Source organism: Altererythrobacter sp. CAU 1778 (assembly GCF_054482795.1).
In genome coordinates, this window is record NZ_JBTLRP010000002.1 from 513203 (window position 1) to 538321 (window position 25119).

At 64.6% G+C, this 25119-nt stretch carries 28 protein-coding genes; 9 read left to right on the top strand and 19 right to left on the bottom strand.

Annotated features, from left to right (window positions below):
• Positions 1–22: 22 nt before the first annotated feature.
• From ACXYN8_RS10550 to ACXYN8_RS10560, 3 genes are all read right to left on the bottom strand, one after another.
• Positions 23–784, bottom strand: a complete 762-nt coding sequence (locus ACXYN8_RS10550; RefSeq protein ID WP_458889399.1) for a thioredoxin domain-containing protein — start codon at positions 782–784, stop codon at positions 23–25.
• A 107-nt stretch (positions 785–891) separates the two neighbouring features.
• Entirely contained in the window at positions 892–1494 is a 603-nt protein-coding gene (locus tag ACXYN8_RS10555; protein ID WP_458889400.1) for a DsbA family protein, read from the bottom strand.
• Positions 1495–1592: 98 nt separating this feature from the next.
• Positions 1593–2165: a DUF721 domain-containing protein gene (locus ACXYN8_RS10560; RefSeq protein WP_458889401.1), complete on the bottom strand. Its 573-nt coding sequence runs from the start codon at positions 2163–2165 to the stop codon at positions 1593–1595.
• A 14-nt stretch (positions 2166–2179) separates the two neighbouring features.
• Between ACXYN8_RS10560 and ACXYN8_RS10565 the strand changes: the two genes are divergently transcribed.
• A complete protein-coding gene (locus ACXYN8_RS10565; RefSeq protein WP_458889402.1) occupies positions 2180–3205 on the top strand; it encodes an A/G-specific adenine glycosylase in 1026 nt (341 codons plus the stop codon).
• Here the strand turns inward: ACXYN8_RS10565 and ACXYN8_RS10570 are convergent.
• Positions 3202–3423 (bottom strand): hypothetical protein, encoded by a 222-nt coding sequence (locus tag ACXYN8_RS10570; protein WP_458889403.1) that lies wholly within the window; start codon positions 3421–3423, stop codon positions 3202–3204. The two genes, ACXYN8_RS10565 and ACXYN8_RS10570, sit on opposite strands and share 4 nt — an antisense overlap.
• Before the next feature lie 112 nt (positions 3424–3535).
• Here ACXYN8_RS10570 and ACXYN8_RS10575 point away from each other — a divergent pair, with 112 nt between their 5' ends.
• From ACXYN8_RS10575 to ACXYN8_RS10585, 3 genes are all read left to right on the top strand, one after another.
• Entirely contained in the window at positions 3536–4852 is a 1317-nt protein-coding gene (locus ACXYN8_RS10575) for a serine hydrolase domain-containing protein (protein ID WP_458889404.1), read from the top strand.
• Between the two features lie 70 nt (positions 4853–4922).
• Positions 4923–5762 carry an NAD(+) diphosphatase gene (gene nudC, locus ACXYN8_RS10580; protein ID WP_458889602.1) on the top strand — a complete coding sequence of 280 codons (840 nt, stop codon included), beginning with the start codon at positions 4923–4925 and terminating at the stop codon, positions 5760–5762.
• Positions 5759–6442: a DsbA family oxidoreductase gene (locus ACXYN8_RS10585; RefSeq protein WP_458889405.1), complete on the top strand. Its 684-nt coding sequence runs from the start codon at positions 5759–5761 to the stop codon at positions 6440–6442. Before nudC ends, ACXYN8_RS10585 begins: the two co-directional genes overlap by 4 nt.
• Here the strand turns inward: ACXYN8_RS10585 and ACXYN8_RS10590 are convergent.
• Entirely contained in the window at positions 6439–6831 is a 393-nt protein-coding gene (locus ACXYN8_RS10590) for a DUF1489 family protein (RefSeq protein WP_458889406.1), read from the bottom strand. The two genes, ACXYN8_RS10585 and ACXYN8_RS10590, sit on opposite strands and share 4 nt — an antisense overlap.
• A 37-nt stretch (positions 6832–6868) precedes the next feature.
• Positions 6869–8290 carry a magnesium transporter gene (mgtE, locus tag ACXYN8_RS10595; RefSeq protein WP_458889407.1) on the bottom strand — a complete coding sequence of 474 codons (1422 nt, stop codon included), beginning with the start codon at positions 8288–8290 and terminating at the stop codon, positions 6869–6871.
• Between the two features lie 99 nt (positions 8291–8389).
• On the opposite strand from mgtE, the gene ACXYN8_RS10600 reads away from it, so the two are divergent.
• Together ACXYN8_RS10600 and ACXYN8_RS10605 are read left to right on the top strand one after the other, a co-directional pair.
• On the top strand, positions 8390–8854 hold the full coding sequence (locus tag ACXYN8_RS10600; protein WP_458889408.1) for a peptidylprolyl isomerase: 465 nt from the start codon (positions 8390–8392) through the stop codon (positions 8852–8854).
• Between the two features lie 126 nt (positions 8855–8980).
• Positions 8981–9922, top strand: a complete 942-nt coding sequence (locus ACXYN8_RS10605) for a hypothetical protein (protein WP_458889409.1) — start codon at positions 8981–8983, stop codon at positions 9920–9922.
• Here the strand turns inward: ACXYN8_RS10605 and ACXYN8_RS10610 are convergent.
• From ACXYN8_RS10610 to ybeY, 3 genes are read right to left on the bottom strand one after another with little or no spacing between them, the layout of a single operon-like run.
• On the bottom strand, positions 9919–10806 hold the full coding sequence (locus tag ACXYN8_RS10610; RefSeq protein ID WP_458889410.1) for a LysR substrate-binding domain-containing protein: 888 nt from the start codon (positions 10804–10806) through the stop codon (positions 9919–9921). The genes ACXYN8_RS10605 and ACXYN8_RS10610 overlap by 4 nt on opposite strands.
• Before the next feature lie 58 nt (positions 10807–10864).
• Positions 10865–11797 carry a hemolysin family protein gene (locus tag ACXYN8_RS10615; RefSeq protein ID WP_458889411.1) on the bottom strand — a complete coding sequence of 311 codons (933 nt, stop codon included), beginning with the start codon at positions 11795–11797 and terminating at the stop codon, positions 10865–10867.
• An 8-nt stretch (positions 11798–11805) separates the two neighbouring features.
• Positions 11806–12306 (bottom strand): rRNA maturation RNase YbeY, encoded by a 501-nt coding sequence (ybeY, locus tag ACXYN8_RS10620; protein ID WP_458889412.1) that lies wholly within the window; start codon positions 12304–12306, stop codon positions 11806–11808.
• A gap of 145 nt (positions 12307–12451) precedes the next feature.
• On the opposite strand from ybeY, the gene ACXYN8_RS10625 reads away from it, so the two are divergent.
• Positions 12452–12931, top strand: coding sequence for a hypothetical protein (locus ACXYN8_RS10625; protein ID WP_458889413.1), 480 nt, complete (start codon positions 12452–12454; stop codon positions 12929–12931).
• A gap of 45 nt (positions 12932–12976) precedes the next feature.
• Here ACXYN8_RS10625 and ACXYN8_RS10630 read toward each other — a convergent pair whose 3' ends face one another.
• The 10 genes from ACXYN8_RS10630 to ACXYN8_RS10675 all read right to left on the bottom strand — a co-directional run bounded on the left by ACXYN8_RS10630 (position 12977) and on the right by ACXYN8_RS10675 (position 20457).
• On the bottom strand, positions 12977–13717 hold the full coding sequence (locus tag ACXYN8_RS10630) for an NYN domain-containing protein (protein ID WP_458889414.1): 741 nt from the start codon (positions 13715–13717) through the stop codon (positions 12977–12979).
• 48 nt (positions 13718–13765) lie between these two features.
• Positions 13766–14707 (bottom strand): PhoH family protein, encoded by a 942-nt coding sequence (locus ACXYN8_RS10635; protein WP_458889603.1) that lies wholly within the window; start codon positions 14705–14707, stop codon positions 13766–13768.
• A 208-nt stretch (positions 14708–14915) separates the two neighbouring features.
• Complete coding sequence (miaB, locus tag ACXYN8_RS10640; protein ID WP_458889415.1) at positions 14916–16256, bottom strand: tRNA (N6-isopentenyl adenosine(37)-C2)-methylthiotransferase MiaB; 1341 nt, start codon at positions 16254–16256, stop codon at positions 14916–14918.
• A gap of 31 nt (positions 16257–16287) precedes the next feature.
• On the bottom strand, positions 16288–17043 hold the full coding sequence (locus ACXYN8_RS10645) for a lysophospholipid acyltransferase family protein (RefSeq protein WP_458889416.1): 756 nt from the start codon (positions 17041–17043) through the stop codon (positions 16288–16290).
• Between the two features lie 11 nt (positions 17044–17054).
• Positions 17055–17492 (bottom strand): Fur family transcriptional regulator, encoded by a 438-nt coding sequence (locus tag ACXYN8_RS10650; RefSeq protein ID WP_458889417.1) that lies wholly within the window; start codon positions 17490–17492, stop codon positions 17055–17057.
• Between the two features lie 77 nt (positions 17493–17569).
• Entirely contained in the window at positions 17570–18010 is a 441-nt protein-coding gene (locus tag ACXYN8_RS10655) for a Ros/MucR family transcriptional regulator (protein ID WP_458889418.1), read from the bottom strand.
• A gap of 123 nt (positions 18011–18133) precedes the next feature.
• Positions 18134–18577, bottom strand: coding sequence for a ribosomal protein S18-alanine N-acetyltransferase (rimI, locus tag ACXYN8_RS10660; RefSeq protein ID WP_458889419.1), 444 nt, complete (start codon positions 18575–18577; stop codon positions 18134–18136).
• A complete protein-coding gene (gene tsaB / locus ACXYN8_RS10665) occupies positions 18574–19194 on the bottom strand; it encodes a tRNA (adenosine(37)-N6)-threonylcarbamoyltransferase complex dimerization subunit type 1 TsaB (protein ID WP_458889420.1) in 621 nt (206 codons plus the stop codon). Before tsaB ends, rimI begins: the two co-directional genes overlap by 4 nt.
• Before the next feature lie 61 nt (positions 19195–19255).
• Positions 19256–19849 (bottom strand): malonic semialdehyde reductase, encoded by a 594-nt coding sequence (locus tag ACXYN8_RS10670; RefSeq protein ID WP_458889421.1) that lies wholly within the window; start codon positions 19847–19849, stop codon positions 19256–19258.
• Positions 19850–19878: 29 nt separating this feature from the next.
• Positions 19879–20457 (bottom strand): NifU family protein, encoded by a 579-nt coding sequence (locus ACXYN8_RS10675; RefSeq protein WP_458889422.1) that lies wholly within the window; start codon positions 20455–20457, stop codon positions 19879–19881.
• Positions 20458–20554: 97 nt separating this feature from the next.
• Here ACXYN8_RS10675 and ACXYN8_RS10680 point away from each other — a divergent pair, with 97 nt between their 5' ends.
• Together ACXYN8_RS10680 and ACXYN8_RS10685 are read left to right on the top strand one after the other, a co-directional pair.
• Positions 20555–23512, top strand: coding sequence for a M16 family metallopeptidase (locus ACXYN8_RS10680; protein ID WP_458889423.1), 2958 nt, complete (start codon positions 20555–20557; stop codon positions 23510–23512).
• A 124-nt stretch (positions 23513–23636) separates the two neighbouring features.
• Entirely contained in the window at positions 23637–25010 is a 1374-nt protein-coding gene (locus ACXYN8_RS10685; RefSeq protein WP_458889424.1) for a class II 3-deoxy-7-phosphoheptulonate synthase, read from the top strand.
• Positions 25011–25119: the final 109 nt, after the last annotated feature.

Sequence of the window (25119 nt, forward strand, 5' to 3'; positions counted from 1 at the left end):
CCCTGTGCGCCTGTTCCGGGCCTTAGCGTGCCCCGGCGCGCTGCAGCAGCGGTTCGAGCGAGGCCCAGTTGTGCGTGCCGATGTTGCGGCCGTTGAGGAAGAAGGTCGGCGTGCCTTCGATGTTCAGCTCGTTCGCCTGGGTCTGCGATCGTTCGAGGATCGCGCGCCCCTTCGCCGGGTCGGAGAGGCAGGCGGCCGCCTGGTCACGCGAAATGCCGCGCGCCGCGAAGAAGTCGTAGAGCCCCGATGCCTCGGCGATCTGCTTGTAGCGCACGTTTTCCTTTGCCTGCATCGCCGCTTCCATCGCCGCGCCGTTGGCCTGAGCCGTTTCGAACATCTGGTTCAGATTGCCCCAGGCCTGGTCGGCGAGCGGCTGTACGCCTTCCGGTTCGCCGCAACGCACCAGCTGCGCGATGGTAAGATCGAGACCGTCGCGGATCAGATTGCGCAGTTCGAAACTGACGCGGCCGGTGGAGATATAATCGCTGCGCAGTTCTTCCGCTGCCTCACCGGCGAAATCGGCGCAGTGGCTGCAGGTGTGGCTGGCGTATTCCACCAGCTTGATCGGCGCATCGGGATTGCCGACGAGGATCCCGCCCTCCGGCGTTTCCGTGGCCATTTCCGCCCAGGTCTGACCGTCGGGGGCGGGAATAGCGGCGATGGGTTCGACTTCTGCGACTTCCTCGTCTCCGCTTGCAGTCGCATCTTCTCCGCCGCCGCAGGCGACGAGTGCCAGCGCGAGGCTGGAAGCGAGAGTAGCGCGGGCGATGTGACGAAAACGCATGGGAACTCCTTTGACGAAGGGATCAGTCTATACAGGCGAAGCCCCGCAACAAGCGCGTTAGGGCGTTGCGGGGCGGTTTTTGCACAAGATGTGGTGGCCCGAAGGCTCTATTTCGCGGATTTCACCGCCGCTTGCAGCTTCGGTTCGAGCGCTTCCCAGCTATGGACCTGGTCCAGCATCGCACCATTGAGCGCGAAGGAGGGGGTGCCGGGGACCTCGAATTCCTGCGAATTCTTGTAGGTCTGCGACACCAGCGCCTGCGCGGCGGCATCGTCGTTCAGACAGGCATCGACCTGCGTGCGCTTGTAGCCGCGCTGTTCCATCAGTTTGTAGAAATCGAGGTCGGACGCGATGGCGCGGCGGCGGGAGGCATAGTCTCCGCTCGTCCAGCGCTGCTTCTGGGCGGCCGTCGCGGCGCGACCTTTGGCCATCCATTGCGGGTGGGCGAGCATAAGCGCCGTGTGATTCTGGAAGAACTTTTCCTTCGGGCCGCAATTGGCGAGCAGCGCCGCGGTGAGATCGACCGGATCGCGCACGATGTGGCGCACTTCGACGGAGACCTTGCCCGAACGTACGAAAACCAGCTTCAGCGCGCCTTCCGCGTCTTTTTCGAAATTGGCGCAATGGGGGCAGGTGTAGCTGACGAACTCGATCAGTTTAACCGGGGCTTCGTCGCCGCCGATGCGATGACCTGCCGCAGTCTGCGTCACGGACCCGGTTCCGGCTGTTTGTGCGGTCGCGACGCCTATTCCGGCGACTCCTGCCAGAGCTGCCAGGGTTATCGCCAAGCGCTTCGTTCTCACGTCAATCAGTCCCCTTTGTCGCCCAGGCTGCGGGCAAGCGATTCCAGTACGGTGCGCAGTTCCGGATCCCCGATGTCGCGCAGGCTGTCGCCCAGTTCCATCGGGATCGGCTTGAGTGACGGCGCAGCCTTGCGCGGCGCCTTGGCTTCCGGCGGCTTAACCTCGCCTTGCCGCATCTTGACCCGCGAGACCGCCTGATAGCCGAAGAAGCGATTCACCCGCTCCATGATCTCGGGAATGACGTGCTGGATCAGCGGCGCGCTGGCCGGCTGGACGACGAGCTGGAGGATGCCCTCGCTCTTCTCGCCCGGCGGGAAGCGGATGGCTTCCGGCATGCAGACGCGCGCGTGGGTCGGGCCGACAATCTCCGGCCAGCGCGTGACGACGGAACTCTGCACGAAACCGAAACGGCGGAAGGCGGTGCGGCCTATGTCGGGCATAAGATCGGCGATCGGCTTAGCCGCCCCGCCGCGGGGGCGGGTGTACTTGCGAGGCGCAGGTTTTCTGGCGCGCGGCTTGGGCGAAGGGCTGTTGGGAGATGTATCGGGAGTGTCGCGTTCCATTGCGCTGCCGCCCATGCCATAGGCGCCGCGTGACTGCCAGCACCGACATCGCCGACACGCTGCTAAACTGGTACGATGCCCATGCGCGCGCGCTGCCTTGGCGAGCCATTCCCGGTGCGCCGCCGCCGGACCCGTATCGCGTGTGGCTGTCCGAGGTCATGCTGCAACAAACGACGGTCGCGGCGGTCAAACCCTACTTCGCGAAGTTCGTCGCGGCATGGCCGACAGTCGAAGCATTGGCTGCTGCCGAAGAGGCGGAGGTGATGGCAGCCTGGGCGGGACTGGGATACTATTCCCGCGCCCGCAACCTCATCAAGTGTGCGGCAGTCGTGGCGGAGCTTGGCCGGTTCCCGAACACCGAGGCCGAACTGCGCAAACTGCCGGGGCTGGGCGATTATACCGCAGCGGCGGTTGCGGCCATTGCCTTTGGCCAAAGAGCCGTGGTGGTCGATGCCAATGTCGAACGGGTGGTCGCAAGGCTGTTCGCTATTGCCGAGCCGTTGCCGCAGGGCAGGAAAGCGATCCGATCCAGCGCCGATGCCATCACACCGAGCGAGCGCGCAGGTGATTTTGCGCAGGCGATGATGGACTTGGGGGCCACAATCTGCACGGCACGAGGGCCCCGGTGCCTGCTGTGCCCGTTGTCGAAGCATTGCGCGGGGCGGCGGCTGGGCGATCCCGAGCGCTTGCCTGTGAAGCCCCCGAAGAAGGTGCGACCCGAACGGCGCGGAACCGCCTTCTGCATCTTGCGCGACGATGCGATCTGGCTGGTGCGGCGCGAGGGCACGGGGCTCCTCGGCGGGATGCGAGCCTTGCCCGACGACGGCTGGACGGCGCGCGACGATGGGGACGGCCAGCCCCCGATCTTAGCCGAATGGCGGGATTGCGGCGCGGTATCGCACGGCTTCACTCACGCGCAACTCACGCTGTCGGTGCTCGCGACCATTACGACGAAGGCACCGGCAGGCGAGGGTCAGTGGTGGCCTGTCTCCCAGATCGACGAAGCCGGTCTTCCGACCGTCTTCGCCAACGCTGCGCGGCTGGCGCTCGCCTAGATGATCCCGCCGCCGAGGCTCAGCCGCACGACCGCGACCAGCCCGACGATCAGGCAGAAATTGCGACCGCCATTGCTCGACGAAATGGCGCCGAGCACCACGCCGAGCACTATCAACGGCAGGGCAAACCAGTTGGCCCAGCCAAGAAAGGGAATGGTGGCCGGGATCACCAGCACCAGCGACAGGAGGCCGAGCAGCCATGCGAGTATATTGAGCATGTGTCTTATATGGATAATACACGAAAAGCTTGCAAGACCCCCCGCCGTTGCCGATTGACCGCCTGCCTCTCTTCCCGCACATCGCAGTGCGAGAGAATAAGGGAGAGACCGTATGAGGCCGCTGGATTTTAACGACATTGCGATCTCGCGCCGCAAACTGCTGCGGGGCAGTGCCCTGTTCGGTGCGGGCGCGGCCATGGGCGCGATGCCCGGCTTCCTCTCGGCGCAGGAAGCGGCGGCGAGATGGCCGAACCTCGCGAGATTCATCGCGGATTATGTCGATAGCGGCAGGGTTGCGAACATCGTTCTTTCGCTGGGAATGGGCGATGCGGATCCGGAATTCATCTCCGGCGGTACGCTGAGCCTGGGCGGCTTCACCAAGGCCGATGGCGACAGCCTCTACCGTATCTATTCGATGACCAAGCCGATCACCGGCATCGCGGCGACCATGCTGATCGACGATGGCAAGCTTTCGCTCGACCAGCCGCTTTACGAGATACTGCCCGCCTTCAGGGACATGAAGGTTCAGAAGGTCTATGATGGCGGCATCGGCCCGGACGATCTGGAACCGGCGGCCAGCCCGATCACCATCCGCCAGTTGATGACGCATACCTCTGGCCTTGGCTATTCGATCATTCAGCAAGGGCCGATCCAGAAGGCCTATACCGAGGCCGGGCTTGTGCCCGGTCAGGTCACCAAGATCCCGGCCGCGGCAATCTTCGGTCGCGGCGACACCGTGCGCAGTCTCGAAACCTTTGCCGACCGGCTGGCGACGATGCCGCTCGTCGCGCAGCCCGGTACGCGCTGGAGCTATTCGGTCGGGCTCGACCTGTTAGGGCGGGTGATCGAAGTGGCATCTGGCATGAGCTTCGATGCCTTCCTGCAAAGCCGCATCTTCGATCCCTGTGGCATGACCAGCACTTGGTTCCGCGTGCCGGCCAGCGAGGTCGGACGGCTGACCACCAACTACGGCGTGGTCAATGGCAATCTGCTGCCGATCGACCCGGCGGCAGGTTCTGTCTATCGCGACGATCCGGCGTTCCCCTTCGGCGGCGCGGGCCTCGTCAGTTCGCCGCGCGACTACGATAGATTCCAGCAGATGCTGCTCGGCTTCGGCGTGATCGACGGCACCCGCGTGATGAGCGAGCCAGCAGTGCGGCTGGCGACCAGCCCGATGCTTTCCACGGATATCGACATGGCAGGCACTTTTGCGGCGGGCGCGAACTTCGGCGCGGGTGGCCGCGTCGGCCTGGGGGCGGATGCGGGAAGCTTCGGCTGGGGCGGCGCGGCTGGCACGCTGTCGTCGGTCTATTACGGACGCAATATGCGGATGGGCCTCTATACGCAGTACATGCCTGCCAACGCCTACGACATGATGCCGCAGGTGCAGGCTGCGCTTGCAGCCGATCTCGCCGCGATGGCGCGCTAGGCCAGACGTGCGCGCAAGACCGCCGCTGGCCTTCTCCGGCTCGCCGATAGAGCGGGCCGACCAGATCCGGATGGATGAGGACCAGCTGGCCGGTCAGATGAACTGGCGCGCGCGGTTGCTGCGGCTGGAAGGGCTAGAGCCTGCCATCGGTGACGACGGCGCGCTCGTGTGGGGAACGCTGGCCGACGCAGCGGAGGATTGCGAGCTGTGTTTCCTCGGAATGCGCGAGGGCAAGGCGCATTTCGCTGCCGTTCCGGGCGAGGGGGCGACCGGCCCCGCCTACGCCAATCCGCGCGCGTGGCAGGCGATGACGATGCTGGGGGCAGAGGATCTCGCGATCTACGGCGGCGCGCGCAGTCTCGTCGATTGGCACGCCCGGCACCGATTTTGCGCGCGTTGCGGAACGACGACGCGGATCGCCAAGGGCGGGTGGCAGCGGCACTGCCCCGAAGACGCGGGCGGATGCGGCGCGGACCATTTCCCCCGCACCGATCCCGTCACGATCATGCTGGTCGAGCACGAAGACAATCTGCTGCTTGGTCGCCAGCCGCGTTTCCCGGAACGCATGTTCAGCGCGCTCGCAGGGTTCGTCGAACCGGGCGAGACGATCGAGGAAGCGGTCGCGCGCGAGGTTCAGGAGGAGGCTGGCGTGCGGGTGCGGGACGTGACCTATGTCGCAAGCCAGCCCTGGCCATTTCCGAGCCAGCTGATGATCGGCTGCCATTCGGTCGCAGAGAACACGGAATTGACCATCGACAAGACCGAACTCGAGGAAGCGCGCTGGTTCAGCCGTGCCGAGCTTGAGGAAGCGCGCGATGCCGGGCGCGAGGGCAGCGGCGACCTGATGCTGCCGCAGCCCTTTGCCATCGCCCGGCACCTGGTCGACTGGTGGCTGGAGGGCAAACCATGAGCACCAAGGTTACGATCGACATCTGGTCCGACGTCATGTGCCCGTGGTGCCTGATCGGTTACCGGCAACTGGAAAAGGCGCTGGACCAGCTGGAAGGCGAGATCGCGGCGACGATCCGCTGGTACGCCTTCGAACTGAATCCGGACATGCCGGAGACCGGCGAGGAGCAGATCGCGCATCTCGCGCGGAAATATGGCCGCACGCCGGAGCAGGCGAGCGAGGTGCGCGGCCAGATGCGTGCCATTGCGGACAGGGCCGGGGCGCAGCTGGATTATCGCGGCGAGGGCGAAGCGCCGCCGGCGATGATGTGGAACACCTTCCTCGCCCACAAGCTGCTGGCATGGGCGCTGGCAGAGCACGGTCCGGAGCGGCAGACCGCGCTGAAGCTCGCGTTGTTCGCCGCTCATTTCGAACAGCGGCGACAGATCGGCGATCGCGACGTGCTGCTGCATATTGCCGCAGAGCAGGGCTTCGACCGCGCTGCCGCCGCGCCGGCGCTTGGCGACGAGCAGCTTTCCCAATACGTCCGGATGGAAGAACAGCAGGCCTACGACGCGAATATCACCGGCGTTCCGGCAATGGTGATCGAAGGGAAGTATCTCGTCCCCGGCGCGCAGGAACCGGACGTCTACGTCAGCACCCTGCGCCGCGTGGTGGAGCGCGAGGGACTGGCCGACTAGAGCAACCCCAGCTTTTCCAGCTTGCCCGCAAGCTTGCCGGGCAGGGCATCGCCTATGTCCTCCCCCTCCTCCAGGTCGCGCGGGGCATCGTCCGCCTTGAGGTAACGCCAGCCCTGATGCGCGCGCTTCGGCTTGGGCCAGGTGCGGATCAGCACGGGCTCCAGCTCGATATGCCAGCGCCCGTCCGTGGCCTGCGTGAACCCGATGATCGGAGAGCGCGCGACCAGCGCATGATTGTGCACCCAGTAAAGCGATCCGCCGACCATTTCCTCGTGCCGCTTGGGCAGGTAGCGCGTCGTCAGCCGCATCTCGCGCCGGTTGGCGAACCATCCGGCGAGGTCGGCGTAGGTCTGCGCGCCGAACGCGATCTTGGTCATGTGGAGCGACATGGGGGTCAAGGTAGGGGCGCGCGGTGCCCGGCTCAAGTCAGCCCGCGAGGCCCGCCGCGACCGCGAGGCCGAGGAATGCGAAGAAGCCCATGGAATCGGTGATCATCGTGACGAACACGCTGGATGCAACCGCCGGGTCCTGATCCAGCCGATCGAACAACACCGGCACCAGCACCCCGGCAAGGCCAGCGGTGACGATGTTGATGACCATCGCCGTGGCAATCACCGCGCCCATCGGCCAGCCGAAGAAGAATCCGGCCGCCACCCCGACCAGCACTGCCACGGTCGCTCCGTTCATCATCGCGACGCGCAATTCCCGCCACAGCACGCGGCGGGTGTTCGCGCTGGTCAGCTGGTTCATCGCGATAGCGCGCACCGCCACCGCCATCGTCTGCGTGCCGGCATTGCCGCCGATGCTCGCGACGATCGGCATCAGCACGGCAAGAGCCACCAGACGCTCGATCGCGGCACCGAACATGGCGATGATGAAGCTGGCGACCAGCGCAGTGCCGAGGTTGGCGATCAGCCAGCGCACGCGCGCCGAGTAGGCTTCGCGCAGCGGTTCGTTGATGTCGCCGTCGCCCGCGCCGGACATCAGCATGACGTCCTCTTCCGCTTCTTCCTGGATGATGTGAGCGATATCGTCGACCGTCAGCTGGCCGACCAGTCGCCCGTCGCCATCGACCACGGCGGCGGAAATCAGGGCGTATTTCAGGAAGCGGAGCGCGACTTCTTCCTGATCCATCTCGACCGGGATCAAGGTCTGGTCGCGCTTCATCACGTCTTCCAGCGCGACGTGGCGCGGGGCCCGCAAAATCCAGCTGAGCTGACAAGTGCCGAGCGGGTGATACCGCTCGTCGACGACGAAGACTTCCCAGAATTCGGTCGGCAATTCGTCGCGCTGGCGCAGGTAGTCGATCAGGTCTCCGACCGTGAGATGCTGCGGCACCGCAACCAGCTCGCGCTGCATCAGGCGCCCGGCAGTTTCCTCCGGATAGGACAGCGCCGTTTCGATCGCGGCGCGGTCTTCCGGCTCCATCTTGGCGAGAATGGCCTGCTGGTCGACCTCGTCGAGATCCTCGAGCATCTGCACGGCATCGTCAGTGTCGAGCTGTTCCGCGATTTCCGCCGCAGCCGCGGGGTCGAGCGCTTCGACCATCGTCTCGCGCACGTGATCGTTCAGTTCGGCCACGACCTCGCTGGTCATCAGGTCAGTGATCGATTCTGCCAGCGTCAGACGATGGTCGGGATCGAGCAATTCGAACAAATCGGCCAGATCGGCAGGGTGCAGCGGTTCGACCAGATCGTAGAGACGCGACGGATCGCCCGCATCGAGGGCTTCGCGCACCTCGTCGACGAACTCGCGCTTCAGCCGGTTGTCCTCGTCCAGCCGGTCGTCGGCCTCGCTCTGCGGCGCGTCGGCCGTCTGCGGATCGTCGAGGAGGTCTTGCTCGGCCATGCCTGCCAACTAGCCTTCACCGGAGTAATTGCAAGCAAGGGTGACAATGCGCGGACGCCCCCTATATCGGGCCCACGATTTTTACAGGAGACTTGATTCATGGCTGACCAGAAACTGACCCTCACTCTCGACAATGGCGACGGGAAGGGCGGCGACGTCGTGATCAAGCTGCGTCCGGACCTCGCGCCCGGTCACGTGGAACGCATCACGGAACTGGCTGGCGAAGGCTTCTATGACGGCGTCGTGTTCCACCGCGTCATCCCCGGCTTCATGGCGCAGGGCGGTGATCCGACCGGCACCGGCACCAGCGGCAGCGACAAGCCGAACCTGAAGGCGGAGTTCAACGATCATCCGCATACGCGCGGCGTCTGCTCGATGGCCCGCACCCCCGATCCGGACAGCGCCAACAGCCAGTTCTTCATCGTGTTCGACGACGCGACCTTCCTCGACAAGCAGTACACCGTCTGGGGTGAGGTCGAGAGCGGCATGGAACATGTCGATGCACTGCCGGTCGGCGAGCCGCCGGCAAACCCCGGCACGATCACCAAGGCAACCGTCTCCTGATCCTCTGCTGACGCGGGCTTTCGCCGGATAATTTCGGCGAGAGCCCGCATGTCCGTCGGGGGGTTACAATTCCCGGCCAACCAGTGCCCGCCTCAATGCGGGCCGGTCGCGCAAGGGGAATGGCGCGTGCATGACAAATCTGGACATCATGAATCGGGCAGGCTCGCCTGCGGGCTATCGCCGGTTCCGCGCGTGCGCTTCTGGTCGCCGTCGGCCGAACTCGCGCCCTATGTCAGCAGCTACCAACTTTACGTCGTGGACGACGATCCGCAGGGGCATCGTGGCGCGTTCGAACCTGCCTGGGCGAGCCTGCGCATCTCGCTCGAGACGGTCGACTGGCAGCTGACGCGGGGGGAGGGGGAGGCTCTGACCCCGCCGCGCAACGCGCTCTTCGGACCCACCAGCAAAGTCATCTGGTCCGTCTCAGCCCAAGGCGTGCTCATATCGGCCGGTCTGCGCCCGCGGGGCTGGCTGCGCCTCTTTCGCGATCCGGCGAAGGACTGGGCCGACCAGATCGGCCAGCTTCCCGATCTCGGCCAGGTTGCGGGCGACACCGTGACCGATGTTTTTGCTGATATGCAGGATGACGAAGACATCCCGCAGCGCTTCGAGGCGCTTCTCGGCGCGGCACTGCGCAAGCCCACGGCTTACGACGATGCCGCCGGGAAGCTCGAAGCGGCACTGGTGGATGCTGCCAACCGCACGGTCGCCGATCTTGCGAACGCGACTGGCCTGACCATTCGCACCGTCGAGCGAGTTGCGGCGCGCTGTTTCGGCTTCGCGCCCAAACTCTTGTTGCGACGCGCGCGCTTCCTGCGCTCGCTCCATGCGATCAGGGCTGCGTCGCCGGGCAATCGCGCCAAGGTGATCGATCCCGATTACCACGACTATTCGCACTTCGTGCGCGACGCGCATGACTTCCTGGGCATGTCGCCCCAGGCTTTTCTCCAGCATGAAATGCCGCTGCTCGCGGCCGCGCTGCGGGAGCGCAAGCGCGTGGTCGGCGCGCCGGCCATGGCCCTCGACAGCGTGCCGGGTGCGAAGGACGGCGGCGGAGAAGCGGCCTAGAGGCCTGCGTCCACCAGCCAGTCGTGGAACTGGCGCACCTGCCGCTGCTCCAGCGCGCGCGGGCGGCACACGAACCAGTAGCTGTAGGGGCTTTCGACCTTCCGGTCGGGAAACAGCCGCGCCAGTCGCTGATCGGCGGCGCGGTCGTAATGATTGTCGTGCATGATCGCGATACCGAGGCCCTGTGCCGCAGCTTCGAGGATCAACTGGCCTGAATCGTAATGATCGACGGCGACGTCGTCCAATCCTTCCAGGCTGAGCGCTTCCTTCCAGGCGTTGAAGCTTTCGGGCAATTCGTTGTGAATCAGGAAAGTCTGCTTCTGCAGCGCTTCGATCGAGGGTTCGCGGCCAAGTTCCTGCGCCATTTGCTGCGAACAGAAAGCATAGACCATGTTGTGGTCGAGCCGCACGGAATGGAAGCTGTCGTCGGGCTCGCGCATCAGCAGGATGGCCGCGTCGAGCGTGTCGCCGACCCGGTCGCGCAGGTGCGCGCCGGTGTCGATGTCGATGTGCAGGCGCGGGTGGCGCTTACGCAGTTCGGCCATGCGCGGGAACAGGCGCTGGCTGCCGAACAGCGGCAGGACGCCGAGGTGCAGGCGCGTGACGGACTGGTTCTCGGACTGGCTGTCCACCGCCGCCGCGAGCGCGTCCAGATGCGGCGAGACCGCATCGTAAAATGCCTGCCCTTCGTCGGTCAGCTTCATCGACTGGTGCGCGCGGGTGAACAGCTTCTTGCCCGTGAACTCCTCCAGATTGACGATCCGGCGCGACAGGGCACTGGGCGAAAGGTTGAGCTCGTCCGCCGCGGCACGTGCCGAGCCGACGCGCACGACGCGCATGAAAGCCTCTAGGGCGCGCAAGGGGGGAAGACGACGGATAGCCATTAGCAAGTCATAGTTGCATGAATTGCAATGTCGAGCGGCGATTGGCCGCGCTCCATCGCTATTCCTCTAGCGCTTCCTCCGCCGTCACGGGGGGGTGGAGCCGCAACCGGGTGACGTGCGTGTCGTCGCCGCCGGTCACTTCGAGCTGCCAGCCGCTTTCGTGGACGAGGACGTCGCCGACCGCGGGGACTTTTTCCGCCAGCACGAAGGCGAGGCCGCCCAGCGTATCGACCTGACCTTCGACGCGGTTGAGCGCCGGGTCGACGATATCGGCCAGATCGTCGAGTTCGATCTTGGCATCGGCATCCCACATCCCTTCGCCAATCGGCACGACGAGGTCGCGCGGCGCATCGTCGTGTTCGTCTTCGATATCGCCGACGATTTCCTCGACCAGATCCTCGATGGTGATGATGCCGTCGGTACCCGAATACTCGTCCACCACGATCGCGAGATGGACGCGGCGGCTGCGCATATCGGCCAGCACGTCCAGCGCATTGCGCGACTGCGGCACGTAAAGCGGCTGGCGCATCAGGACGGTCCAGTCGTCGGGCGGCGGCTTGCCGTCGGCCAGGAAGGGGAACACGTCCTTGATGTGAACCATGCCGACCACCTGGTCGAGTGTCTCGCGATACACTGGCAGGCGCGAATGGCCGTGTTCCGAAAATTGCCCGACCAGCTCGGTCCAGCTGCAATCCGCATTGACCGCGATGATCTCCCCGCGCGGAATCGCGACGTCGTCGGCATCGTGTTCGCTGAAATGCAGGAGGTTGCGCAGCATCTGCCGCTCTACCGAGGAGAGGTCGCCATTAGGGACGCTCTCGTCCTCGTCGGCGTGGTCTTCCTCGTGCTCGTCGATCGCGTCTTCCAGCTGCTCGCGCAGGCTCGGCTCGCGCTCTCCGGGCGCCATCAGGTTACGGATCAGGCCGATAAGCCCGCCGCTACTCTCCGATTCTCCAGATTGGGAATCGTCGCTTTTCGAATGGTCGGGCATCGCCCTGCTCAATGCTCCTGCATGTCGTGGTCGCGTCCATATGGGTTCGCAATTCCCAATTGTGCAAGCACCTTGATCTCGATGCCCTCCATTTCCTCCGCATCCGCAGTGGAGATTTCGTGATCGTGGCCGGCCAGATGGAGCAATCCGTGGGCTATCAGGTGGGCGGCATGTTCTTCCACCGCGATACCCTTTTCGGCCGCCTCCCGCGCGCAGGTTTCATGCGCAAGGGCGATGTCGCCGAGGAGGACCGGGGGGCCTTCGGGCGCGAGGTGCAGGAGTTCTGCACGCTCCAGCATAGGGAAGCTCAGCACATTGGTCGGCTTGTCGCGGCCCCGCCATTCGCGGTTGAGCGCGTGTACCTGATCGTCGGAGGTGAACAGCAGGCTGGCGGAGAGGCGCGGATTGGCAAGCGCGGTTTCGTGAGCGGAGAGGGCCGAGGCGACGCGTGCGGCGAGGGCTTCCCAATCGGCTTCGGGCCAGTCTTCAAGGTCTATTTCAAGCTGCACCGACACTCTCCGTTCGTTGCAGGGAATCAGGGGAAAACGGCCGGATATTCATGTTTCGGCCACTACATCGCTATGGGGCGGGTAGGAAACGATAAGCACATTTACGGTGGGCGGAACTCCGATATCGAACCCCGGTTCTTCTGTTATGAAGGCGTTTCTTACCCTCGTTGCTTTCTGCGGTATTACTGCGTGCTCCGAGGCCGGTACGAGCGAAGGCGCCCGCGTTGCATGGTTGGCCGATGCCAACGACCCGCAGGTCCTGATCGGCAACTTCTCCGGCACGATCGCCGTGAGAGACGGTTGTGTCGGTGTCGAGACCGCGCCCGGTAACTTCCTTCAGGCCGTCTTTCGAACGCGACCCGAACTCGATCTGGAGGCCGGTGTATTCCGCTCCGTCACTTACGGGCAGGAGTTCAGGGAAGGGAGCGCCATCACGGGCGAAGGCGAAGTCTATCGCCTCGATGAGGGACGGAAATTTCTGTCCGATGCGGGCGCTGCGCCCTGTTCGGACAGCCTGCTGATTATCAAGCGGGTCGATATGGAGAATAAAATGCGCAAAGCATTTGTGTTCGACGCTGCCGCTTCTGGTCTTGGTGTGTCTACCAATGCGCATGCACAGAATTAGCCGTCTCCGCCGTCCTCGGACGCCAGGCCGCTAACTAAGCAATCGCTACCTTTCCCGAATATAAACCTTCAGATTTTCGCGCCGTATGTCGAATTTTTCCGAGCGCTCAATAAGTGTGACCAACTTGGGACACCCAAAAGTGCGAGGATCGAAGTCGGGCTGCAAAGCAGCGAGTTGATTGCCCACTGCGGCCAGAAAATACCATCCGTCCGCGTCGTCCAATTGGTTTAGCGCGAGTTGAATGTGTTTGACCGCTGATTTCGGGGACTGATTTTGTGTCACTTCGCGGGTACTGGTGGTCCCGCCGCATTGAGAATTGGCAGCTGTCTGATCTGCCGTTGCAATCAGGTTCTCTATGTAAATGAAGCGTTTGCAAGCTCTTCGGAAGCTTTCGGGTGTTTTTCGCTCCCCAAATCCATAGACATCCAAGCCGAGTTCCCTGATGCGCGCGGCAAGCCTCGTGAAGTCACCGTCGGATGAGACAAGGCAAAAGCCGTCGAACCGACCGCTATGCAGCAGATCCATCGCATCAATTATCAGCGCGATATCGGAGGAATTTTTTCCGGCCGTGTTCGGAAAGTTTTGATGCGGGATGATCGCGTGCTTGGATAAAACCTTGGTCCAGCTGTTCAGCGGGTCGCTGGAGAAATCGCCATATATTCGCCGAGCACTTGCTTCGCCAATCGATGCAACTTCTTGAAAGATTGCAGCAGCATAACGCGAGGGCACGTTTTCTGCATCAATCAGGATTGCGAGCCTGCTCGCTCGCTCCGCCTCGTTTTTCATGGCTCATGGCACTAGCCCCTACGCGCCTAATAACCCGTTTAAGTTGCCTCAACCCGTCCCTTCGTAAGCCTCCACGATGCGTCCCACGATCGGGTGGCGCACCACGTCGGCGGCGGTGAAGCGGATGGTGCCGAAGCCGTCGATGCCTTCCAGCTTGTCGACCGCATCGGCGAGGCCGCTCATGCGGTCGCCGCCGGGAATGTCGACCTGCCGCGGGTCGCCGCAGATCACCATGCGGCTGTTCTGGCCGAAGCGGGTGAGGAACATCTTCATCTGCTCGCGCGTGGTGTTTTGCGCTTCGTCGAGGATGATGAAGGCATCCGCCAGCGTGCGACCGCGCATGAAGGCGATGGGCGCGACCTCGATCACGCCGCTCGCCAGATGCCGCTCCACCTGTTCGGGCGGGAGGCAATCGTACAGCGCGTCGTACAGTGGCCGCAGGTAGGGATCGACCTTGTCCTTCATGTCGCCGGGGAGGAATCCCAGCTTCTCGCCCGCCTCGACTGCCGGGCGCGACAGGATCAGCCGCTGCACGCTTCCGCTGATGAGCTGCGCCACCGCCTGCGCAACCGCGAGGTAGGTCTTGCCCGTACCTGCCGGGCCAAGCGCGAAGATGATGTCGTCGCGCAGCAGGCTCCGCATGTAATGCGCCTGCATGGCGCTGCGCGGCACGATGGTCTTGCGCCGCGTGCGGATCATGATCGGCGGACCATCGTCGGAGGCCGCGACAATCCCGTCGAACGTGGGTTCGTTGGACATGGCGATCAGCGCCTCGATCGCGCCCTGATCGAGGTCCTGCCCCTGCGCCAGCCGGTCGTACATGGTCTGCAAAACGTCGCGCGCGCGCGCCACGCTGTCTTCCGGCCCTTCGATATGCAGCTTGTCCCCGCGGGCGGAGATGAACACGCCGAGCCGGTTTTCCACCTGCACCAGATTGGCATCGAACTGACCGAACAGCGGGACCAGCAAGCTCTGGTTTTCGAAGCTCATGTCGACCTGCACGCGGCGCGTTTCGCGATGCGGGATTGGGTCGGGAGAAATCACCGGATCTCCGTTGCCGGAGTGGGTGCGTGACGGTCTGCGGCCCATAGGCTCCTTTCGCTAAAGGTCGAGTCGCAAGGTAAGCGCTCGAAGGCGGGGCGCAAGTGGGCGCGCGACGGGGCGGTGGAAAGTCACGGCCCTGTCACGAAAGGCCGCGTCAGGCGAGGGCGGGCTGGCGCAACTTTCCGCTGATCGAATTGGGTCCGGCTTCGACCAGTTCCGCCTGCACCAGATCGCCGATCGCTGCGTCGCCTTCGAACCAGACGGACTGCAACCAGGGCGACTTGCCGAGCCATTGGCCGGGATGCTTTCCCTTGCGCTCGACCAGGACTTCGCAGGTCTTGCCGATGCTCGCCTGGTTGAAGGCCAGCTGGTCGCGGTTGAGCGCGCCTTGCAGGCGTTGCAGGCGCTCGTCCATCACCTCCAGAGGCACCTGACCGTCCATCGTCGCTGCGGGGGTGCCGGGGCGCGGCGAGTACTTGAAGCTGAAGGCCTGTGCGTATCGAACTTCGCCTACCAGCGCGAGCGTGTCGGCGAATTCCGCCTCTGTCTCTCCGGGGAAGCCGACGATAAAATCGCCGCTCAGCGCGATGTCGGGCCGCGCGGCGCGGAAGCGTTCCAGCAGGCGGAGGTAGCTTTCCGCCGTGTGGCTGCGGTTCATGGCCTTGAGCACGCGGTCGCCGCCGCTCTGCACCGGCAGGTGAAGGAACGGCATCAGCTTGTCGATCTCGCCATGCGCGGCGATCAGGCCGTCGGTGACGTCCGTCGGATGGCTGGTCGTGTAGCGGAGGCGTGCAACGCCATCCAGGTTCGCCAGCGCCCGGATGAGGCCGTCGAGACCGACGGTGCGGCCTTTCTCGTCCTCGCCCGACCATGCATTGACGTTCTGCCCCAGCAGGGTGATCTCGCGCGCGCCGGCTTCGATCAGCCTCGCCGCTTCGTCGACCAGATCGGCATAGGGGCGGGAGATTTCCGCGCCGCGCGTGTAGGGCACGACGCAGTAGGTGCAGAACTTGTCGCAACCCTCCTGCACCGTCAGGAAGGCGCTCGGCCCGCTGCGCCGGCGGCGCGGCAGGGCGTCGAACTTCGCATTGGCGGGCATATCGGTATCGGTCGCGCGCTTGCCCGCAACGGCCTGGTCGATCAATTCGGGCAGGCGGTGATAGGCCTGCGGGCCGACCACCATGGACACGGCCGGGGCGCGGGTCATGATCTCTTCCCCCTCGGCCTGGGCGACGCAGCCCGCGACCGCGATCATCGGCGGTGTCTTCTGCGTCTTGCCCTTCGTCAGGCGGCCGATGTCGGAATAGATCTTCTCCGCCGCCTTTTCGCGGATGTGGCAGGTGTTGAGCACGACGAGATCGGCATCCTCGCCCTCGGGCGCGGCGCTCATGCCCTTTTCGGCCAGCAGTTCGGCCATCCGCTCGCCATCGTAGACGTTCATCTGGCAGCCGAAGCTCTTGACCCGGTAGGTCTTCGGGGGCGTAATTTCTGACATGGGAGCGCCCTTAGGCGAAAACGCGGCGGCGTTAAAGCATCTGCCGGGCGAGGGCGGAATGCGCCGCTGCGATCATCGCCTTGCGGTCCGCCACGTCGGGGCCGGACAGCGGCGGGAAGAAATGGACGGTCAGCCGCACCGGCTTCATCCGCGCGAGCGTGCGCTTGAAATATTCGACACCCGGTTCGTCCCCGATCCACGCCACGGCAAGCGGATCGGCATATTCGAGCAGCACCGGCTGCACTGTCGCGCCTTCGGGTAGCGGCTCCATCGCGCCCAACAACGCGCTCTTGAACGGCAGCAATTGCGTGCCATCGCCGGTCGTCCCTTCCGGGAAGAGTGTCAGCGTGCCGCCATCGGCCAGCGCCTCTCGCATGGCCCGCGCCTGCTCGCCGACGGAGGCCCGGTTGTGGCGGGCGATGAACACCGTGTCGTTCATCTCGCACAACCATTTGAAGAAGGGGTGGGCGGAGAGACCGTCATGCGCGACGAACGCGCTGTTCGCGGCGTGGCTGAGCGCCGGGATGTCGTGCCAGCTGACATGGTTGGAGAGTAGCAATGCCCCCGGCACGCGCTTCCCCCGGCGCGTCAACTTGAGGCCTGCAATACTGCCGACACCGGCAAGGAACACGCGGGGCCAAAAGCGCCTCAGGCCCAGCAGCCGCCACAGCAGATGCAGCGGCGCGCAAACCAGCAGCAGGGCGAGCATCAGCGCGAGCCGCAGAACGATCAGCACCCAGCCGAGCGGCGCGATGCGCGTGTCTTGTGCGGCGAGAGCGGTCACCATGTGCCGAGGGGTCAGCCGGTCGCCCGGTCCTTGTCGCGGTCGATCCGCACGGCATAGAGTTCCATGCGGTGATCGACCAGCCGGTAGCCGAGCCGTTCGGCAATGACCTTTTGCAAGGCTTCGAGTTCGGGATCGACGAATTCCACGACCTTGCCGGTTTCCACGTCGATCAGGTGATCGTGGTGGGCCTCGGGCGCAGCTTCGTAACGGGCGCGGCCGTCACCGAAATCGTGACGATCGAGGATGCCGGCCTCCTCGAACAGGCGCACGGTGCGATAAACGGTGGCGATCGAGATCTTCGGATCTATCGCCGCTGCACGTTCGTGGACCTTCTCGACATCGGGATGATCGGTGCTTTCCGACAGAACTTTCGCAATCACGCGGCGCTGCTCCGTAATCCGGAGGCCGCGCTCTGCGCAAAGCTGTTCGAGGTCGATGGTCTGGTGCAAGGATTGCCGCTCCGCAAAAGAAAACGCCCCGCATACCTAATGGCGCGGGGCGTTTTTCTCAAGCTGGCCGGGAAAAGTCAGGCCGACTTCTTCTTGCGGCCGCGCTTCTGGCCGGGTTGACGGCCAAGGCCGATCTTCTTCGCCAGCGTGCGACGGGTCTCGGCATAGTCGGGGGCGACCATGGGGTAGTCGGCGGGCAGGTTCCAGCGCGAGCGATAATCGTCGATGCTCATGCCGTGTTCGGTCATCAGGTGACGCTTCAGCATCTTCATCTTCTTGCCGCAGTCGAGGCAGACGATGTGATCCTTCTTGACCGACGCGCGCACAGTAACGGCGGGTTCGGGGCGTTCTTCTTCGGCTGCCGCCGGGCTGCCAAGTCCAGCCAGTGCGCCGTACACTTCTTCGATAAGGGTTTTCACGTTTTCAGCGGCGACGTCATTGTTGCTGACGTGTGCGGCGACAATGTCGCTGGTCAAGGTCAACAATGTTTCGCGCAGATCGATCTGCAGTTCGTCCACGTCTTTCTCCATTTGTTCTTATGCGACCCTAGGTATAGCCCTAGTTCTAGGTGCGCACTACACCAAACGGCACCTGACGCAATGAGAGTTTCCCTCGTCAGGAAACGCAGCGAACCGGCAACTCTATTTGCGGGTAAGGTCTCGGGCGAAAGTAATCGCGTCCCTGCGCTGACCATCTGCCCCGCGATAGTATTCACGGCGACTGCCGATTGGGGCGAACCCCTTGGCGCAATAGAGTTTTTCCGCCGGGTTGCCGTCGCGCATCTCAAGGAACACGCGGATTACCCCGCGCCCGCGCGCCGCCGTGAACAGCCGGTCGATCAGTTCGCTGCCGATCCCGCGCCCGCGCAAATCGGGAGCGACTGCGATGAGCAGAAGCTCCTCTTCGTCGAGTACGGAGCGGCTGAGCACGAATCCCGCAGGCCGGTCGTCCGCATGGCTTATCAGGTAATGGGTGTTCGGCATCAGCAAGGCATCGCCGACCTGTCGGCGGTTCCATGCCTCTCCGAAGGCCGGATCGAAGGCGCTCTCCATGACCGCCATGATGCGGTCGAGATCGTCGGTCATGCGGACACGCCCGGCAATTTGGCGTCAGGCGCGCGGCCGTATATGGGCGAAAAATCCTGCGTCAGCAACATCGGCGGAAGGCTCAGCGCGAACCGTGCATCGGGCAACAGATCGAGCGCGCGCAATTCGCGTCCCGCCGTTTCTGCAAGGGCGAGGGCGGTGGAACCGGCCGCTAGGTCTCGCTGGCAGACTGCCGCCGCTGACTGCGGCGAGAGCGAGCGCACGGCGTCGACAGGCGTTCCGTCCGCCGCGAAATCCTGCACGAACCACTCACCATGCCCGCCGGTCATGCTGACGAATACGGCACCGGATTGCTCTGCCCGAGCCATCGCTGCGACCAATGCCAGCGTGGGGTATCCCAGCACGTCCGCGCCCCACGCCAGTCCGAGCGCGCGTGCGCAGGCAAGGCCGATGCGAACGCCGGTGAAGCTGCCGGGACCAAGCGACACGAGGATCCGGTCGGCGCGCCCTTGCTCGGGCAGTTCCGCGATCTTCGGCACTAGCCGTTCGGCATGGCCGCGGCCAAGTACCTCGTGCGAATAGGCCAACAGTTCCTCCCCCTCGAACAGGGCGAGCGAACAGGCGGGCGTAGCACAGTCTATCGCGAGGGTGCGCATGGCGGTGCGCTATAGCTGCGGCGCGGCGCAAGTAAATGCGCCGCGCCGTTAGTATGACAGGTCAGTCGATGCGATTGAACTTGTCGAAATCGGGCCGCGGGCTGCGGTCGAAGATGGTGCTGCGATCGCCGTAGCCGATCGAGCAGATCCAGTCGGCGCGATACTTGGGCTCGTCTGCGAAGAAGGCCTTGGTCGCCGCGTCCTGGTCGAAGCCCGACATCGGGCCGCAGTCGAGGCCCAGCGCGCGGGCCGCGATGATTAGATAGGCGCCCTGAAGCGCGGAGTTCCGGAAGGCGGCTTCCTTGCGGGCGTCCTCGTCCCCTTCGAACCAGCTCTTCGCGTCGGTGTGCGGGAACAGCCAGGGGAGGTGTTCGTGGAAATCGATGTCGTAGCCGATCACGACGCATACGGGCGCGGTCCGGATCTTTTCCTTGTTCGCATCGCTGGCGGTCTCGGCCAGCTTGTCCTTGGCGTCCTGCGACTTGCACCAGACGAAGCGACCGGGCTGCATGTTGGCGGACGTGGGCGCCATCTTCAGCAATTCGTAGATCTGCCGGATCTGATCGTCGCTGACGTCCTTGTCGAGCCAGCCGTTATAGCTGCGGGCTTCGCGGAAAATCTGGTCGAGCGCGTCGGCGCCAAGTTGGTCGGACAAGGGTAAGTCTCCGTTGATGGTGTTGAAATTCAGGCTGCGCGCACTTCAACGACCTCCGGGACATAATGTTTCAGCAAGCCTTCGATTCCATGCTTAAGCGTCGCGGTGGATGACGGGCATCCGGCGCAGGCCCCCTGCATCGTCAGGAAGACGACGCCTTCGCGAAACCCGCGATAGCGAATGTCGCCGCCATCGCCAGCCACGGCCGGGCGAACGCGGGTCTCGATAAGGTCCTTGATCTGTGCCACGATGTCCGCGTCAGCCGGATCGTCGCCCACTTCGCCGTCATCTTCCGGAGGCACGGCGATGCCTGCCGCCGTACCGGGCGCAAACAGCGGTGCGCCGGAGACGAAATGGTCGAGAATGATCGAAACCACCTGACCCTTGAGCTGCGCCCAGTCAGCGCCCGGTGCGGCGGTGACCGAGATGAAATCGCTGCCGAAGAACACGCCGGTGACCTCTCCGCTGTCGAAGATCGCCTGCGCGAGCGGGCTAGCCTCGGCCTCTTCGGGCGAGGCGAAGTCGCGTGTGCCGCCGGCCATCACCTCGCGATCCGGCAGGAACTTGAGGGTGGAGGGGTTGGGCGTGGTCTGGGTTTCGATGAACATGGTCCCTATCTAGGTGGCCGGACAGCCCCTCACAAGCGATGGCTTCTTGCCTGCCATTCACCCTTGCTTCATTCCTTTCCCCTGTATGAGTAGCCCCATGAATCTGCCCCTGCGCGTCGCGCGTTCCGCCTCGTTCATCCTGCCCCTGCTGATGCTGGCCGTGCCCGCCACGGCGCAACAGGTCGCACTGCCGCCAGCCGCCGAGGCAAATGCGCCGCCACCGGCCTCGCTACAGGTCGACGATCCATGGCTTTATCGCGGGTCAGACATTCCCCGCGACACGCAGTGGAACTTCGGGGAGCTGGAGAACGGCCTGCGATATGCCGTACGCAACAATGGCGTGCCTCCCGGTCAGGTGGCGATCCGCATTCGCATCGACGCGGGCTCGCTCTACGAAACCGACGCGGAGCAGGGTTTCGCGCATCTGCTCGAACACTTGAGCTTCCGCGAATCGAAACATCTCCAACAGGGGCAGGCGATCCCGACCTGGCAGCGGCTCGGCGCTACCTTCGGCAGTGACACCAATGCCGAGACCAGCCCGACGCACACCAATTACAAGCTCGACCTTCCCAATGCGAATGTTGCCAAGGTCACCGAATCCATGCGCCTTTTGTCGGGCATGATCCGCGAGCCGGCCCTGAGCAGCGCGAACCTTGCCGCCGAGGTGCCGATCGTTCTTGCCGAGCGGCGCGACAATTCGGGCGCGCAATTGCGCGTGTCGGAAGCTTCGCGCCAGACCTTCTTCGCCGGGCAGCCGCTCGCCAACCGTTCCCCCATCGGGACGATCGCGACCTTGCAGGGCGCGACGCCGCAGGCGGTTCAGGCGTTCCATTCGCGCTGGTACCGGCCGGAGAACACCACGGTCGTCGCCGTGGGCGATATCGACCCGATGGTCCTCGCCCGGCTGGTCGAGCAGTATTTCTCCGACTGGCAGGTGGCCGGTGAGCCTACGCTTGCGCCCGATTTCGGCGATCCGGTTGCCCCTGCGGGGACCGATCCCGACAATCCGGTGGGCGAGGTCAACATCACGGTCGAGCCCGATCTTCCGCGCACCATCACCTACGCCTACCTGCGCCCGTGGGAGCAGGTGACCGACAACCTCGAATACAATCGCGGACTTATTACAGACGCGGTGGCGCAGGCGATCCTCAATCGGCGGCTGGAAGCGCGTGCGCGCAGCGGCGGGTCGTATCTCTACGCGCAGGTGCAGCAGGACGACGTCAGCCGCAGCGCGGATGCGACCTTCGTTTCCTTCGCACCGCTCGGCGACGACTGGCAGGCTGCCATCGGCGACGTGCGCGGCGTGATAGAGGACGCCATCGCCTCGCCTCCGACACAGGAGGAGATCGACCGCGAGGTGGCGGAATTCGACATCGGCTATCGCAACCTCGTCGAGCAGGCGGCAATTCAGGCCGGCGCCAAGCTGGCCGACGACATGGTGCGCGCCATCGACATTCGCGAGACGGTCGCCGCGCCGGAAGTCATCCTGCAGGTGTTCGAGGACATGAAGCCGCGCTTCACGCCCGAAGCCGTCCATGAATCCACGCGCAAGCTGTTTGCCGGCAATGTCGTGCGCGGCCTGATGATCGCGCCCGACGATGCAAATGGCGCGCAGGCGCGGTTCGTCAGCGCGCTGTCCGCCCCGGTCACGGCAGACGCCAACGCCCGCATCGCGGCGCGCGCCATCTCCTTCGACGACCTGCCGCCGATCGGTGCGCCCGGAACCATTGCCCAGCGCGGCAATGTCGGTATTCTCGACATGGAGCGTGTCGATTTCGCCAATGGCGTGCGTGCGCTGGTGTGGGAAACCGACAACGAGCCGGGCCGCGCCACGGTGAAGGTTCGCTTCGGCGCGGGCTATCGCCAGTTCGCACCGGAGGACGGCGCTTATGCCGCGCTCGGCCAGATCGCGCTGGTAGGATCGGGCCTTGGCGAGCTGGGCGAGGAAGACCTCGACCGCATCGCAACCGGCCGCAAGTTCGGCTTCAACTTCGCGATTGGCGACGGCACCTTCAGTTTCGAGGCGGATACGCGGCGCGAGGATATCGCCGACCAGCTTTACCTCTTTGCCGCCAAGTTCGCACAGCCGCGCTGGGACGTGAACCCGGTGCTGCGCGCGCAGGCCGCCGCGCGGCTGGGCTACGACAGCTTCGCCGCCAACCCGGCCGGCGTGATTGAGAGGGACCTCGAATACCTCCTGCGCGCCCGCGATCCGCGCTTCAAGACGCCGGACGCCGCCGCCATTGGTGCCACCTCTCCGGAAGGTTTCCGCGAGGTGTGGGAGCCGATCCTGAAGCAAGGCCCGATGGAGGTCATGGTGTTCGGCGACGTCGATACCGAAGCGACCATTACCGCGCTGCAAAACACCTTCGGCGCGCTGGCTCCGCGCGAACCGCTGCCCGCCGGCGTGGAGGCGGAGCAATATGCCCTCCCCGCCGCGCAGACCGCGCCGCAGGTGCTCCACCACCGCGGCGAGGCCGATCAGGCCGCAGCCGTCGTGGCTTGGCCAACCGGCGGGGGGCTGGGCGAACTGCGCCAGTCCCGCCAGCTCGAGATCCTGACGCAGGTGTTCTCCAACCGCCTGCTCGATGCGCTGCGCGAACAGGCGGGCGCCAGCTACGCGCCGCAGGTGTTCAGCAGCTGGCCCGTGGATGTCGACAGTGGCGGACAGGTTCTCGCCATTGCACAGCTCTCGCCGGAGCGGGTGCCCGATTTCTTCGCCGCCGCCGACAGCATTGCAGACGATCTTGCCACCAACGGCCCGTCCGCCGACGAACTGGAGCGAGTGACGGAGCCGCTGCGGCAGGGCATCAACCGCGCGCTGACCGGGCACAAGTTCTGGCTGCTCAATCTGGAAGGTGCGACCCGCTATCCCCAGCGGGTGCAGATGATGCGGACGCTGCTGTCCGATTATACGGAGACCACGCCCGAAACGATGAAGGTGCTGGCGCAGCGTTATCTCGGCGCGCGCGACGGCTGGCGTCTTGCCGTTCTGCCGGAAGGGCAGGAACTTGCGGCAGGCTATACCGCGCCGCGGGCATTGGCTGCCGAATAGCTGACCATGGGCGCGGAGAAGGGAAATTGCCCTTGCCCGCGGCCCAGCCTTTGCCAGAATGGGGGCGCGGGCCTATCATGGCCCGTTCGTTGTTTTCGGACGCTCTGACGGAAGATCTTTAAAAGTGGCACAGAACTGGACACCCGATAGCTGGCAGTCGCACGAAGCGCGGCACCTGCCCGAGTACGAGGACAAGGCCGAACTGGCCGAGGCCGAGGCTACGCTGTCCTCCTATCCGCCGCTCGTCTTCGCGGGCGAGGCTCGTGCGCTGAAGCGCGACCTTGCCGATGTCTGCGATGGCAACGCCTTCCTGCTGCAGGGCGGCGACTGTGCGGAGAGCTTTGCCGAATTCCATCCCAACAACATCCGCGACACGTTCCGCGTGATTTTGCAGATGGCGGTGGTGCTGACCTTCGCCGGCAAGATGCCGGTGGTGAAGGTCGGGCGCATGGCGGGGCAATTCGCCAAGCCGCGCAGCGCGCAGACGGAAACGCAGGGCAGCACCACGCTGCCGAGCTACTTCGGGGACAACATCAACGGGATCGAATTCGACCCCGTTTCGCGGCGCAACGATCCGCAACGCATGGTGCGCGCCTATTCGCAGGCCGCCGCTACGCTCAACCTGCTGCGCGCCTTTGCGGGCGGCGGTTATGCCAATCTGCGGCAGGTTCACCAGTGGACGCTCGACTTCATGGGTCGCAGCCCCTGGGCGGACCGCTTCGCCAAGACTGCCGATCGCATCGGCGAAGCGCTCGATTTCATGGAAGCATGCGGGGTCGATCCTTCCACCGTGCCGCAATTGCAGGGCACCAGCTTCTTCACCAGTCACGAGGCGCTCCTGCTGCCTTACGAGCAGGCGATGACGCGGCAGGATTCGCTGACCGGCGACTGGTTCGATACCAGCGCGCACATGGTCTGGATCGGCGACCGCACCCGGTTCGACGGCAGCGCGCACATCGAATTCGCGCGCGGCATCGGCAATCCCATCGGCATGAAGTGCGGCCCCAGCCTCGATCCGGACGCGCTGCTGCGCCTGCTCGACACGCTCAATCCGGGGCGCGAGAAGGGGCGTATCACGCTGATCAGCCGCTTCGGCCACGACAAGGTCGAGGCGGGCCTGCCGCCGCTGGTGCGCGCGGTAAAGCGCGAAGGGCACCCGGTGGTGTGGAGCTGCGACCCGATGCACGGCAATGTCGTCAAGTCCGACAGTGGCTACAAGACGCGGCCGTTCGACCGCATCCTGACCGAGGTTAAGGGCTTTTTCGCCGTTCACCGCGCGGAGGGCACTCATGCGGGCGGCGTCCATGTCGAAATGACCGGACAAGACGTGACCGAATGCGTCGGCGGCGCAGTGGCGATCACCGACGATGCCCTGGGAGATCGCTACCACACCCATTGTGACCCGCGCCTCAACGCCGCGCAATCGATCGAGCTCGCATTCCTGATCGCGGAAATGCTCAATCTCGAAGCGAGCGAGCGGCGCAAGGACGCGGCCTGAAGGCGATCTGACCACATAACATTTGTGGGCTGAGCCGGCGAAGCGGAACAAATGTTCCGTTGCGGGACTTTGAATTGCGACAGCTTTCCGCCATGCTGGCTCCGGCATG